The sequence below is a fragment of the Knoellia aerolata DSM 18566 genome (assembly GCF_000768695.1).
In the GTDB taxonomy this organism is placed as follows: Bacteria; Actinomycetota; Actinomycetes; order Actinomycetales; family Dermatophilaceae; genus Knoellia; species Knoellia aerolata.
Genome location: NZ_AVPL01000029.1, coordinates 1 through 13,278, shown reverse-complemented (window position 1 = coordinate 13,278; position 13,278 = coordinate 1). Strand labels below are relative to the sequence as shown.

The window sequence follows — 13,278 nt, the reverse complement described above, 5'->3', positions numbered from 1 at the left end:
CGACGAGCTGGAAGCGGCTCGCGGCCCCTGGAGGCGTAAACGTCGGTGCCGATTCAACGGTCGACGCGGGCGTGTTGATCCGGCCACGTATCCCAGTCCATCAGTCCGTTATTGGGGCAGTCGTAAGAAGAACCACCCGAGTGCCACGCAGTTGGCGAGGACGGTGACCCAGAAGATGCTGCGGAACGGCTGCTTGCTTGTCTTGTGCCGGAACACCTGCTGAGCGACGAGCGCACCGGGCCAGCCACCGAGCAGCGCGATCGTATGCAGCGAGGACTCCGGGGTGCGCCATTTGCCCACGGTCGCCGCGGACTTGTCGGAGCCGTACATCACCACCGCGACTGCGCTCAACAGGCCGTAGATGCCCACCAGCCAGACTGGCACTTCGTCCAGCAGCAGCAGAGTCGTCAGGAGGACGAAGAAGGCCGCGGCAATGGCGACCGCCGACCACGTCCCCTTGCCGACGGATCGGGAGGCGCTTGCCCCGCCCACGTATCGCACCTCCGCCGCGCGCGTCCGGTCACGCACGTCTCGCACCTGGACGTAGGTGACCTCGTTGCCGGGCACCGGACGTCGGCCACGCGGGAACGCATTGACGTGGGCGAACACGCGCGACCCTCCGGAAGCCGGCGTGATGAAGCCGAAGCCCCGGTCGTCGTTCCAGTCCCCCAGCACACCCCGCTGCCGCCCGGCCGCGTCCTCCGACGTCACCGCGAACCCTCCTCGCTCGGATGTCGCCCAGCTGGGACAGCCTAAGCGTGGGCACGACGAAGGCCGGGTATGCCGGGAACTCGCGTCCCCGGCATACCCGGCCTGATCGTTCTGCGTGAGCCGAGAACTCAGTACCGGTAGTGGTCCGACTTGTACGGGCCGGCGACGTCGACGCCGATGTACTCGGCCTGCTCCTTGGTCAGCTCGGTGAGCTCGACCCCGATGGCGTCGAGGTGCAGGCGCGCGACCTTCTCGTCGAGGTGCTTGGGGAGGACGTAGACCTGCTTGTCGTAGTCGTCGTTCTTCGTGAACAGCTCGATCTGGGCGATCGTCTGGTTCGCGAAGGAGTTCGACATGACGAAGCTCGGGTGGCCGGTGGCGTTGCCGAGGTTGAACAGCCGACCCTCGGACAGCACGATGATCGAGGTGCCGCCGGAGAACGTCCACTCGTGGACTTGGGCCTTGATCTCGGTCTTGGTGATGCCCGGGACCTTGGCGAGGCCGGCGATGTCGATCTCGTTGTCGAAGTGGCCGATGTTGGCCACGATCGCCTTGTTCTTCATCTGCTGCATGTGCTCGGCGGTGATGATGTTGAAGTTGCCGGTCGTCGTGACGTAGATGTCGGCGATGCCGATGACGCTCTCGAGCTTGGCGACCTGGTAGCCCTCCATCGCCGCCTGCAGCGCGCAGATCGGGTCGATCTCGGTGATGATGACGCGAGCACCCTGGCCGCGCAGCGCCTCGGCGCAACCCTTGCCGACGTCGCCGTAGCCGCAGACGACCGCGACCTTGCCGGCGATGAGCACGTCGGTGGCGCGGTTGAGGCCGTCGATGACCGAGTGGCGGCACCCGTACTTGTTGTCGAACTTGCTCTTGGTGACCGAGTCGTTGACGTTGATCGCCGGGAACAGGAGCTCTCCGGCACGGGCGAGCTCGTAGAGGCGGAGCACGCCGGTCGTCGTCTCCTCGGTGACGCCCTTGATCTCGGCCGAGACGGTGGTCCACTTCTGCGGGTCGGCGGCGAGCGTCTTGCGCACGAGCTCCTTGAAGACACCGACCTCCTCGGAGTCCGCGTCGTCGGTGGGGGGCACCTGACCGGCGGCCTCCCACGCGCGACCCTTGTGGACGAGCATCGTGGCGTCGCCACCGTCGTCGAGGATCATGTTGGCGCCGTGACCGCCGGGCCAGGTGAGGATCTGCTCGGTGCACTCCCAGTACTCGGTGAGGGTCTCGCCCTTCCAGGCGAAGACGGGGACACCCTGGAGGTCGTCGGCGGAGCCCTGCGGCCCGACGACGACGGCCGCGGCGGCCTCGTCCTGCGTGGAGTAGATGTTGCAGGAGGCCCAGCGGACCTCGGCGCCGAGCGCGGTGAGGGTCTCGATGAGCACGGCGGTCTGCACGGTCATGTGCAGCGAGCCTGCGATGCGGGCGCCCTTGAGCGGCTGGGACGCCCCGAACTCCTCGCGCAGGCTCATGAGGCCGGGCATCTCGTGCTCGGCAAGACGGATCTGGTGGCGGCCGGCCTCGGCGAGGCTCAGGTCGGCAACCCTGTAGTCGAAGGACATGCGAAATCTCTTCCCTGTCGAATGTGGTTGTCAGACCCGGCGCAGCCCATCTGGGCGTTCACGAGAACGGGGCATCACCCGCGCCGGCAGCCTCCATCGTACCGACTCGACGCGGTAGACATGGACGAGTGCGGGGCCGGCCCGTGCGGTGACGAGCGGAGCGCACGCGATGAGTGAGACCTTCGGCAGCGGCGACAAGGGCGACGCGGTGCGGGACGAGGTCCGTCTCGACCTCGACGAGGACAAGCTCGACACGTGGGAGGACGTGCGCGGCGACTACGCCGTGGACCCCGAGTCGGACGTCGCCCGCCCTGCCGTCGTCGAGGGTGACGAGGGCGACCGCGACTCCGACACCTCCGGGGTCAGTGGCGACGTCGCGGACGACGGACCGGGTGACGGCGACGCGGCGGACGGGTCGGCGAGGGACGACGAGAGCTGAGAGCGCCAGGGCCGGACCTGAGCTCGGCCCGAACGCCCGCCGCTACCTGATCGGTGACTCGTCGGGAAGCTCGCTGGGCAGCACGACGGCGTCGACCAGGGCGCCGTTGCGCAGGACGGTGATCTCCATGCGCTTCCCTATCGCGTCGGCGAACAGGTGCCGCTGCAGCGACTGGGCATCACCGAGTGGCGCCCCGTCGATCGCGAGAACCAGGTCTCCCGCCCGCAGACCGCTCTGGGCGGCAGGGCTCCTCTCCACGACCTCGACGACGCGCAGCGCGACTCGCTGGCCGTAGTGCTCAGCCTGCGCGGGCATCAGCCGGGCCGGGGTGCTCACCACACCGAGGTAGGCGCGCCGCACGCGGCCGTCGTGCATCAACGTGTAGATGATCCGGTGGGTCGTGGCGTTGATGGGCACCGCCAGGCCGAGACCGATTCCGGCAACGGCCGTGTTGATGCCGACGACGCGACCGCGGCTGTCGGCCAAGGCGCCGCCGGAGTTGCCGGGGTTGAGCGCCGCGTCCGTCTGGATGACGTCCTCGATGAGGCGCGCCGACGTCCGGGTTCGCACCGGCAGGCTGCGTCCGAGCGCGCTCACCACTCCGGCGGTCACCGTGCCGGAGAGCCCGAGCGGGTTGCCGACGGCCACAACGAGGGACCCGACGAGCAGCGCATTCGCATTGCCGTACTCGGGCGGGCTGGGCACCGCACCGTCGGCCCGGATGACGGCGATGTCGGACAGCGCGTCGCGGCCCACGACCTCGAAGTGGGCGACCGTGCCGTCGGCGAACTCGGCGTCGCCACCGGTGGCGTCGCCGACGACGTGGGCGTTGGTGATGAGGTGGGAGTCCCCCGTGAGGACGACGGCCGACCCCGCCGACTCACCGCGCCGCGACCGGATCCGGAGCGCCGCGACCTTCGGTGTCAGCTGGGCCGCGACGGAGGTGACGATCGCCGAGTAGGCGTCCAGCGCGGCCGACTCCGCGCCCGGGTCAGTACTCATGGTGTGACAACGGCCGGGAGGCTCAACGGAATTCCTGCCCGAGAACGGCACCCGATGACCCGCCCCCATCCGCGTCCGCGTGCCCCGCTTCGCGTCCGTTCCACCCGGCCACCCGTGGGTAGGCTGTCCGGGTGCTGCACCTCTTCCCCCTCACAGACCGACAGGTGACCTGATGGCCGGCGGTCTGTTCGCCCTGCTCGACGACATCGCGGTGCTCGCCAAGGCGGCCGCCGCCTCCATCGACGACGTCGCGGCCGCGGCCGGTCGCGCGAGCATGAAGGCCAGCGGCGTCATCGTCGACGACACCGCGGTGACGCCGCAGTACGTCCAGGGCATCGACCCCAAGCGCGAGCTGCCGATCATCAAGAAGATCGCGATCGGGTCCCTGCGCAACAAGCTCCTCTTCATCCTCCCCGCGGCCCTGCTCCTCAGCCAGTTCCTCCCGCAGGCGCTCACACCGCTCCTCATGATCGGCGGCACCTACCTCTGCTTCGAGGGTGTCGAGAAGATCTGGGAGCGGGTCAGCGGCCACCACGAGGACGCGGCCGCCAAGGCGCACGAGGCCGGACTCGTCGCCGACGAGGACACCATCACGAGCGGCGCGATCCGCACCGACTTCATCCTCTCGGCCGAGATCATGGTCATCTCGCTCAACGAGGTCAAGGACGAGGGCTTCCTCCTTCGCGCAGCGATCCTCGCCGTCGTCGCCATCGCCATCACCGCGCTCGTCTACGGCGTCGTCGCCCTCATCGTCAAGATGGACGACGTCGGCCTCCACCTCGCCGGCAAGTCCGGCACCCGGGCCACGATCGGCCGCGGGCTCGTCGCCGCGATGCCCAAGCTCCTCAGCACCCTGTCCGTCGTCGGCATCGCCGCGATGATCTGGGTCGGCGGGCACATCATCCTCCTCGGGCTCGACGAGCTCAGCCAGTACTGGTCGCCGTTGCACTACCCCTACGAGTGGGTCCACCACGCGGAGGAGGCGGTCCGCGACGCCACCGGCGCGCTCGGCGGGGTCCTCGGCTGGGTGACCAACACCATCGGATCGGCCATCCTCGGCCTCATCATCGGGGCCATCGTCGTCGCGATCATGCACGTCATCCCGCGCAAGGGCGGCCACGGCGAGCACGAGACCGACCACGCGCCGGCGGACGTCCCGAGCGACGAGAAGCACTGATCCGTATGCCGTCCGCTCGCGGATCGCTCGACTGGTCACCTGCGCTCGCGCACCCGGACCTGCTCGCGGCCCCGGTTGCTGCCGCCCTGGCGGCGACGGCGTCCACGGGCATCGCGGCAGCGCAGGTGGCGCCCATCGACGCGACCCTCGCGGACACGGCTGCGTTCTGCGCGGCATACGACGTCGCGCCGGAGGCGAGCGCCAACTGCGTCGTCGTCGCGGGCAAGCGCGCAGGCGAGACCACCTATGCCGCGGTCATGGTCCTGGCCACCGACCGCGCCGACGTCAACGGGGTCGTCCGCAAGCACCTGGGCGTCCGCAAGATCTCGTTCGCCGCGCACGACGACGCCGTCTCGCTCACGGGCATGGAGTTCGGCGGGATCACCCCGGTCGGGCTCCCGGCCGGCTGGCCGGTCCTCGTCGACGCCGCCGTCGTCGCCGCCGGGGACGTCGTCATCGGCAGCGGCATCCGCGGCAGCAAGATCCTCGTCAGCGGCGCCGCCCTCGCGGACCTGCCGACGGCCGAGGTCCTCGACCTCGCCCAGCACTGAACCCACGGCTGACGGCGACCGGAGAACGTCGCAGGCTCAGCTGGTGCGGTCGCGCAGCTCTGTGACGTGCCGCGACACGGCGGGGTCGAGCCCCAGCCCGAGCGCGAGGTACGTCGCGGCGTAGTCGGTCATCGCGATGAGCGAGGCCAGCCGCTCGATCGGGTGACCGGCGAGGGCCTCGACCTCCCAGACCTTGACGCCGGCGTCGCGCGCCGACTCCGCCACGGCCTCGGCGAGGTCGACGGCGGGGAACCCCGACACCGGAGCGCCGCGCTCGCGGTGGGCCTCCGGGTGGTCGCGGAGCAGGAGCAGGCCCAGCTGTGGCGCGGGCGGCCCGTCGAGGAACGGGTCCGCGAAGATGCCGCCCGACGCCGAACCGTTCCCGGTCGACTCCCCCGACCTCCCGAACGGCCCGTCGAAGCACGCGACGACCTGCGAGGCGGCGTCCGGGAGCGCGCCGTGGGTGGTGGGCATCCCCGCGGTCCGGGCGAACATCGCCGCGGTCCGGCTGGCGGCCACCCCGGTGAGGGCGCCGTCGCCGAGCACGACCGGCACCGTCTCGGCCAGCCCGAGGGCGAGGACCTTGGCGGGGTTGACGAACGACTCCGACGACGGCCGGCACTCCTCGGCGCGCCCGTCGAGGAGGTCGGCGACGCGCTCGAGCACCTGCTCGGGGCACTCGACGAGGCCGAGGCGGTCCGCGGCGAGCAGCACCGGCGTGAGCATCGACCACAGGGCGGCGCGCGAGGTCGGCACGGTCGCGGCGATGTCCACGTGGACGCCACGACCACGGGCGCAGACGTCGGCGAGCGGGGAGTCGGGGGCGCCGACGGTGAGCAGGGACGCCCCGCGACGCGCGGCCTCGGCCGCGAGCGCGAGCGGGCCCGCGGCGCGACCGGACAACGAGACGGCGATGACGAGGTCGAGCGGCCCGATCCAGCCGGGCAGCGGCGCCTCGCGCCGGGTGGTCACCGGCACCGGTGAGCCGGGCTCGGCGAGGACGTCGAGGACGTCGCAGACGACCGACGACCCGCCCAGGGAGGCGACGAGCACCGACCGGGGACGGTCGCCACCGGCGACCCGGTCGATGCCGGCCTCGCGTGCGGAGACGATCGCCCGCCGCACCTGCGCGCCCGCGGACGCGAGCGCGCGCAGGGACCCGCGGCTGTCGAGGGCCTCGAGCGACTGCGCGGAGTCGAGGAACGCCTCGTCGAGGTGCGGCACGGTCGTGCTGCGCAGCCGGTCAGACCGGCTTGCGCGCCTCGTCGACGAGCAGCACCGGGACGCCGTCGTCGATCCGGTAGACGAGCCCGCACGTGTCGGAGGTGCAGGCCAGCTCCGGGCCGGTCTCCCCCGTCTCGTCGCGCAGCTCGGAACGGCAGCTGGGGCAGCGCAGGATCTCGCGCAGCCAGGGCTCCATCGTCGACATGTTCAGTCCCTTCTCACGATGCTCAGCACATCGTCGCGGATCGCGGCCATCGTGGCCACATCGGCTGCCTCGACGTTGAGCCGCAGCAGTGGTTCGGTGTTGGAGCCGCGCAGGTTGAGCCACCACATCGGGTCGCCCTCCCCGCCGGCGTGGGTCAGGGTCAGCCCGTCGAGCTCGTCGACCTCGACCTGCTTGTCCGCCGCCCAGGCGCGCACCGCCTCGGTGCTCGCGGCCTGGTCGTCGACGGTCGAGTTGATCTCGCCGGAGGCGGCGTATGCCGCGTAGCCGGCCATGATCTCGCTGAGGCTCCGCGGCTGCTCGCCGAGGGCGGCGAGGGTGTGCAGCGCGGCGAGCATCCCCGTGTCGGCGAACCAGAAGTCGCGGAAGTAGTAGTGGGCGCTGTGCTCCCCGCCGAAGACGGCGTTGGACCTCGCCATCTCGGCCTTGATGTAGGAGTGCCCGACCCGGGTGCGGACGGCCTTGGCACCCAGCGAGGCGATGACCTCGGGGACCTGCGCCGAGGTGATGACGTTGTGGACGATCGACACCTCTGCGGCCGGCGTCCCGGCCGCGACCTCGCGGGCGACCTCACGGGTGGCGATGAGCGCCGTGATCGCGCTCGGGCTCACCGGCTCCCCGCGCTCGTCGACGACGAAGCAGCGGTCCGCGTCACCGTCGAAGGCGAGCCCGATGTCGGCGCCGTGCTCGAGGACCGCGGCCTGGAGGTCGCGGAGGTTCGCGGGCTCGAGCGGGTTGGCCTCGTGGTTGGGGAAGGTCCCGTCGAGCTCGAAGTAGAGCGGGACGACCGTGAGCGGCAGCGCCGGGAGGCCGGCCCCGGTGTCGAGCACCGCCGGGACCGTGTGACCGCCCATGCCGTTGCCCGCGTCGACGACCACGGTGAGCGGCCGGATCTGCGAGAGGTCGACGAGGCCGCGCAGGAAGGCGGCGTAGTCGCGCAGCACGTCGCGCTCCTCGCTCGTCCCCGGCTCCGCGTGGGGCCGCTCCGCCGTGCCGTCGAGGAGCCCCTGCGCGAGGTCGCGGACGTCGGCGAGCCCGGACTCCAGCCCGACCGGCGCCGCCCCCGGCCGGCACAGCTTGATGCCGTTGTATGCCGCGGGGTTGTGGCTCGCGGTGAACATCGCGCCCGCCAGTCCGAGGTGGCCGCTGGCGAAGTAGAGGCCGTCGGTGCTCGCGAGCCCGATGTGGGTCACGTCGACGCCGCGGCTCATGACACCGGTCCCGAAGGCCCGGGACAGCTCCGGCGACGAGGCGCGCATGTCGTGGCCGATGACGCAGCCGTGTCCGCCCTCTCCCAGGATGACGACCTCGGCGAACGCCGCCCCGAGGGCCCACGCGACGTCGACGTCGAGCTGCTCGGGGACCAGGCCACGGACGTCGTAGGCCTTGACGAAGTCGGAGAGGTTGTGGGGAGGCACGCTGCGACCCTACTAGGGGGCCACGGCCGTCGGGGATGGCCGCTAGCGTGGCAGGCGCACCCCGTCCCACCAGCCTGGAGAGCAGATGAGCCCGAAGTCGCACCCCGCGGACACCCACGACCTCATCCGCGTCCAGGGTGCCCGCGAGAACAACCTCAAGGACATCAGCCTCGAGCTGCCCAAGCGCCGCCTCACGGTCTTCACCGGCGTCTCCGGGTCGGGCAAGAGCTCGCTCGTCTTCGGCACCATCGCCGCCGAGTCGCAGCGGATGATCAACGAGACCTACAGCGCCTTCGTCCAGGGCTTCATGCCCTCGCTGGCGCGTCCCGAGGTCGACCACCTCGACGGGCTGACGACGGCGATCATCGTCGACCAGGAGCGCATGGGCGCCAACCCGCGCTCGACCGTGGGCACGGCGACCGACGCCAACGCCATGCTCCGCATCCTCTACAGCCGCATCGGGGCGCCCTACGTCGGTCCGCCGACGGCATACAGCTTCAACGTGCCGACCCGGAAGGCGAGCGGCGTGATGACGACCGAGAAGGGCGGCCACACCGAGAAGCGGGTCGCCCAGCAGCAGGTCTACCTCGGTGGCATGTGCCCGCGGTGCGAGGGCATGGGCCACGTGAGCGACATCGACCGCGCGGCGCTCTACGACGACAGCAGGTCGCTGAACGACGGCGCGCTCACCGTCCCCGGCTACTCCATGGACGGCTGGTACGGGCGGCTCTTCGAGGGCATGGGCCTGCCGATGGACAAGCCGATCGCGAAGTTCACCGCCAAGCAGCTCGAGACGATGCTCTACGCGCCCCCGACCAAGATCAAGGTCGAGGGCATCAACCTCACCTTCGAGGGGATCATCCCCAGGATCCAGAAGTCGATGCTGTCCAAGGACACCGAGGCGATGCAGCCGCACGTGCGCCGCTTCGTCGAGCGGGCGGTGACGTTCCAGGAGTGTCCCGAGTGCCACGGCACCCGCCTCACCGCCGACGTGCTGAAGTCGAAGATCGGCGGGAAGTCCATCGCCGACCTGTGCGTCATGCAGATCAGCGACCTCGCCGGGTGGGTCCGCGACCTCGAGGAGCCGTCGGTCGCTCCCCTGCTCAAGGGACTGCAGCACCTGCTCGACTCGTTCACCGAGATCGGGCTCGGGTACCTCTCGCTCGACCGGCCGGCCGGCACCCTGTCGGGCGGTGAGGCCCAGCGCACCAAGATGATCCGCCACCTCGGGTCCTCGCTCACCGACGTCACCTACGTCTTCGACGAGCCGACGATCGGGCTCCACCCGCACGACATCGCGCGGATGAACGACCTGCTGCTCCGCCTGCGCGACAAGGGCAACACCGTCCTCGTCGTCGAGCACAAGCCCGAGACGATCACCATCGCCGACCACGTCGTCGACCTCGGGCCGGGAGCCGGGTCCGGTGGTGGGGAGATCGTCTTCGAGGGGTCCGTCGAGGAGCTCCGCACGGCGGGCACGCTCACCGGACGCCACCTCGACGACCGCGCCCGGCTCAAGCCCGAGGTGCGGTCGGCCACCGGCACGCTCGAGGTCCGCGGGGCCTCGACCCACAACCTGCGCGACGTCGACGTCGACATCCCGCTCGGCCTCCTCGTCGCCGTGACCGGTGTGGCCGGGTCGGGCAAGAGCTCCCTGGTCCACGGCTCCCTCGACGGCCGTGAGGGCGTCGTCGTCGTCGACCAGGCCGCGATCAAGGGCTCACGCCGCAGCAACCCGGCGACGTACACCGGCCTGCTCGAGCCGGTCCGCAAGGCGTTCGCCAAGGAGAACGGGGTCAAGCCCGCCCTGTTCAGCTCGAACTCCGAAGGCGCCTGCCAGACCTGCAACGGCGCCGGGGTGATCTTCACCGAGCTGGGCGTCATGGCGACGGTCGAGTCGCCGTGCGAGGAGTGCGAAGGGCGGCGGTTCCAGGCGTCGGTGCTCGAGTACACCCTCGGTGGTCGCAACATCTCCGAGGTGCTCGGGATGTCGATGGACGAGGCGCTGGCCTTCTTCGCCGAGGGCGAGTCGCGGATCCCGGCCGCCCACACCATCCTCGGCCGCCTCGTCGACGTGGGGCTGGGCTATCTCACGCTGGGGCAGCCGCTCACGACCCTGTCCGGCGGTGAGCGCCAGCGCCTCAAGCTCGCGGTGCAGATGGCCGACAAGGGCGAGGTCTACGTGCTCGACGAGCCGACGACGGGGCTGCACCTCGCCGACGTCGAGAACCTGCTGGGTCTGCTCGACCGGCTCGTCGACGGCGGGAAGTCGGTCATCGTCATCGAGCACCACCAGGCGGTGATGGCGCACGCCGACTGGATCATCGACCTCGGACCGGGCGCCGGGCACGACGGCGGGACGCTCGTCTTCGAGGGCACCCCAGCCGACCTCGTCGCCGACCGCTCCACCCTCACCGCCCAGCACCTCGCCGCCTACGTCCACCCCTGACCGCCCGACGTATTGCGCTTTTCGACCAGCCAGTGCCCGCCGCACCCGGCCGCGCCCGACCGCACCCGCCCGCGCCCGACCGCGCCGACTGCACGACTTATTGCGCTTTTCGACCAAGCAACGCTCCCGGCGCATGACCGCGGAACGGGTCGAAAAGCGCAATAAGTCGTCACCCTTCCCAGCGCGACCAAGGACCTGGCCGCCCGCGTGCCCAGCCCGACCAAGGACCTGGCCGCCCGCGTGTCCAGCCCGATCACAGCCGACGGGCGCAGCGCCGCAACTGGCCCCCGCAGCACGACTTATTGCGCTTTTCGACCACGCAACGCTCCCGGCGCCTGACCGCGGAACGGGTCGAAAAGCGCAATAAGTCGTCACCCTCCCAGCCTCGCCAGGTCGTTCCGCGCAGCCGCGCCGAAGAGGCCCTCAGGCCCTCACCCCTGCCCCAACCCTCAGCCCGTGAGGCCTTGAGGCCTTGGGGTCTTCGGGGTCAGGCTTCGCCGAGGCCGGGCAGGACGCGGAGGTGGCCGCGGCGCTGCTCGCCCGGCAGCGGCATCGCGCTCACGGCCGCGCGCGCCACCGTGGGCTGCGGCGGGTGGATGTCACGGACCTCACGCACCGCCTCGACGACGGCGACGAGGTCGTCGTACTCCGGGGCGGGCTCGTAGCCGTCGCCCTCGAGGCGAACGACCTCCCAGCCCTGCGGGACGGTGAGGCGGATCGCGTGCTCGGAGCACAGGTCGTACGAGTGCGGCTCGGCGTAGGTCGCCAGGGGACCGAGGACGGCGGCGCGATCGGCGTACGCGTAGGTCAACGTGGCGACCGCGAGCTGGGCGCACGCGGTCTTGGTGCACTTCCTGGACGCGTTCACCCGAGGGACTCTAATTCACCGCTCCGACGACCCCGGGTCGGCGCGCCGTAGTCTCGTGGCGTGGCCCCCGTCGACCCCCCGTCCTCCGCGTCCGCGCGCCGTCGCGACCGCCGCGGCCGTGGCCCCCGCGGCCCGCTGGCCTGGCCTCCGGTGCCGGCGATGCGGTCCCGTCGGGAGACGTTCGACGACGTCGTCATCGAGGTCGCCGAACGCGCCCGCGAGTACCTCGGCACCCGGTATGCCGGTGTCGAGTTCGCCGTCGAGGAGGTCCCGTCGAGCGACCCCGCACCGTGGGAGGAGCAGGCCGCCGCCGTTGGTCGCCTCGTCCCCGTGGGCGGCGCCGTGGGTCACCGGATCGTCATCTACCGCCGCCCGGTCGAGACCCGGGCGCGGGACGCCGCCGAGGTGGCCGTCATCGTGCGTGAGGTCGTGGCAGAGCAGGTCGCGGCGCTGCTCAACGTGCCCCCGTCCGAGATCGACCTCTGACGCCCTGCCCGGGACGTCAGGGAACCGGGAAGGCCCGACTGACCACCGACGTCACCGTGCTCTCGGTGAGTGGAGCAGAGGACACGAGGCGCGATCCGCGCACCCCGCCGATGGAGGCGACGCCGGAGCGCACCTCGCCCGTTCCGGAGGTGCGACGAACCCAGACGGAGTCCGCCGGCCCGATGTTCACCGACGTGGCCGTGTCCTGGGCCAGGGTCAGCTCGCGGGTCGTCCAGTCCTTCGCCCCCACTGCACGCCACGTGACGGACACCGCGGCCGGACCCCGTGTGGCGACGACGCTCACGACCCGCTCGGGGTTCTCCTTCGACGACGGGTAGGCGGCGCCGATCAGCCCACCGGACGACGCGGTCGATGGGGCCCAGAGGAAGTCCCCTGGTCGCTCCCCCACCCGCTGCGTGGCCCAGAGGGAGGCCACGATGGGGACGTCGGAGGTGAGCTCGACGGCATACATGCCGGACGCGGGCACCTTGAGCGCGAGCTCGCCGGTGGAGCGGCCGGGGACTCGGATGACTCCGTCCGGGAGTGGCACAGGACCCTCGGCGCCGATGACGCGGGCACTGACGACGGCCTGCTGGCGGTCGGGGACCGCGATGCGGATCGACCCGATACTGCCGACGAGGGCCGCGGGGATGACCTGTCGGCGTGCGGGCGCGGCGGTCGGGCCGGTGACCTCGGCGCCGGCGGGCACGGACCCGTCGAGCCAGGTGTCGCTCATCACGGCATGGACGGTCCCGCCGTTGACGCGGACCCGGAGCGCCGGGGACGCCTCGGGTCCGGTGATGGCGTCGACGAGGAGGGCGACACGTCCACCGGCCGGGACGACGGTGGTGCCCGTCGGGGACGGCACGACACCCCGGCGACCGAGGACGGTGAGGTCGACCGTGACCTCGTTGGCGCCGGAGTTGGTGAGGACGAGCCGCTCCTGGCGACCGGGTGCGCCGCCGCCGGCGATGAGCCACAGGTCCGACCCGGGTCCGGCGCACGGGACCGTCGCGAGCCCGCGCACCTCGGAGCCGCTGACCAGCCACTCCTGCGTCGCCGCCACGCCGGGAGCCAGCGAGCCGGTCGCGAGGACGCGGCTCGAGGCGCCCGGTGCCGTCGCCGCGGTCGTCGTCACCCCGCGGGCGGTGACCGCCGTGCTGGC

At 71.4% G+C, this 13,278-nt stretch carries 13 protein-coding genes; 5 read left to right on the top strand and 8 right to left on the bottom strand.

The window, feature by feature from the left end; translation table 11 throughout:
• Positions 1 to 108: 108 nt before the first annotated feature.
• On the bottom strand, positions 109 to 711 hold the full coding sequence (locus N801_RS11400) for a DUF1294 domain-containing protein (RefSeq protein WP_035937837.1): 603 nt from the start codon (positions 709 to 711) through the stop codon (positions 109 to 111).
• A 128-nt stretch (positions 712 to 839) separates the two neighbouring features.
• Positions 840 to 2,276: an adenosylhomocysteinase gene (ahcY, locus tag N801_RS11395; protein ID WP_035937835.1), complete on the bottom strand. Its 1,437-nt coding sequence runs from the start codon at positions 2,274 to 2,276 to the stop codon at positions 840 to 842.
• Positions 2,277 to 2,445: 169 nt separating this feature from the next.
• Here ahcY and N801_RS11390 point away from each other — a divergent pair, with 169 nt between their 5' ends.
• Entirely contained in the window at positions 2,446 to 2,715 is a 270-nt protein-coding gene (locus N801_RS11390; RefSeq protein WP_035937832.1) for a hypothetical protein, read from the top strand.
• A 42-nt stretch (positions 2,716 to 2,757) separates the two neighbouring features.
• Here N801_RS11390 and N801_RS11385 read toward each other — a convergent pair whose 3' ends face one another.
• Complete coding sequence (locus tag N801_RS11385; protein ID WP_035937830.1) at positions 2,758 to 3,717, bottom strand: S1C family serine protease; 960 nt, start codon at positions 3,715 to 3,717, stop codon at positions 2,758 to 2,760.
• A gap of 172 nt (positions 3,718 to 3,889) precedes the next feature.
• Here N801_RS11385 and N801_RS11380 point away from each other — a divergent pair, with 172 nt between their 5' ends.
• A complete protein-coding gene (locus N801_RS11380) occupies positions 3,890 to 4,894 on the top strand; it encodes a DUF808 domain-containing protein (RefSeq protein WP_035937828.1) in 1,005 nt (334 codons plus the stop codon).
• Positions 4,895 to 4,899: 5 nt separating this feature from the next.
• On the top strand, positions 4,900 to 5,445 hold the full coding sequence (locus N801_RS11375; protein WP_035937826.1) for a YbaK/EbsC family protein: 546 nt from the start codon (positions 4,900 to 4,902) through the stop codon (positions 5,443 to 5,445).
• A 36-nt stretch (positions 5,446 to 5,481) separates the two neighbouring features.
• Here the strand turns inward: N801_RS11375 and N801_RS11370 are convergent, their stop codons facing one another.
• From N801_RS11370 to N801_RS11360, 3 genes are read right to left on the bottom strand one after another with little or no spacing between them, the layout of a single operon-like run.
• Entirely contained in the window at positions 5,482 to 6,669 is a 1,188-nt protein-coding gene (locus N801_RS11370; protein ID WP_035937824.1) for an SIS domain-containing protein, read from the bottom strand.
• A gap of 19 nt (positions 6,670 to 6,688) precedes the next feature.
• A complete protein-coding gene (locus N801_RS11365) occupies positions 6,689 to 6,874 on the bottom strand; it encodes a Trm112 family protein (protein ID WP_035937822.1) in 186 nt (61 codons plus the stop codon).
• A gap of 2 nt (positions 6,875 to 6,876) precedes the next feature.
• Positions 6,877 to 8,310, bottom strand: coding sequence for a phosphomannomutase/phosphoglucomutase (locus N801_RS11360; protein WP_035937820.1), 1,434 nt, complete (start codon positions 8,308 to 8,310; stop codon positions 6,877 to 6,879).
• A gap of 85 nt (positions 8,311 to 8,395) precedes the next feature.
• On the opposite strand from N801_RS11360, the gene N801_RS11355 reads away from it, so the two are divergent.
• On the top strand, positions 8,396 to 10,759 hold the full coding sequence (locus tag N801_RS11355; protein WP_035937818.1) for an ATP-binding cassette domain-containing protein: 2,364 nt from the start codon (positions 8,396 to 8,398) through the stop codon (positions 10,757 to 10,759).
• A gap of 487 nt (positions 10,760 to 11,246) precedes the next feature.
• On the opposite strand, the gene N801_RS11350 is transcribed toward N801_RS11355, so the two are convergent.
• Positions 11,247 to 11,627 (bottom strand): DUF3499 domain-containing protein, encoded by a 381-nt coding sequence (locus N801_RS11350; protein WP_035937816.1) that lies wholly within the window; start codon positions 11,625 to 11,627, stop codon positions 11,247 to 11,249.
• A 60-nt stretch (positions 11,628 to 11,687) separates the two neighbouring features.
• On the opposite strand from N801_RS11350, the gene N801_RS11345 reads away from it, so the two are divergent.
• Entirely contained in the window at positions 11,688 to 12,113 is a 426-nt protein-coding gene (locus N801_RS11345; protein WP_035937814.1) for a metallopeptidase family protein, read from the top strand.
• 16 nt (positions 12,114 to 12,129) lie between these two features.
• Here the strand turns inward: N801_RS11345 and N801_RS21055 are convergent.
• Positions 12,130 to 13,278: DUF5719 family protein (locus N801_RS21055; protein WP_035937812.1), on the bottom strand; the 1,149-nt coding region annotated here is incomplete at its 5' end.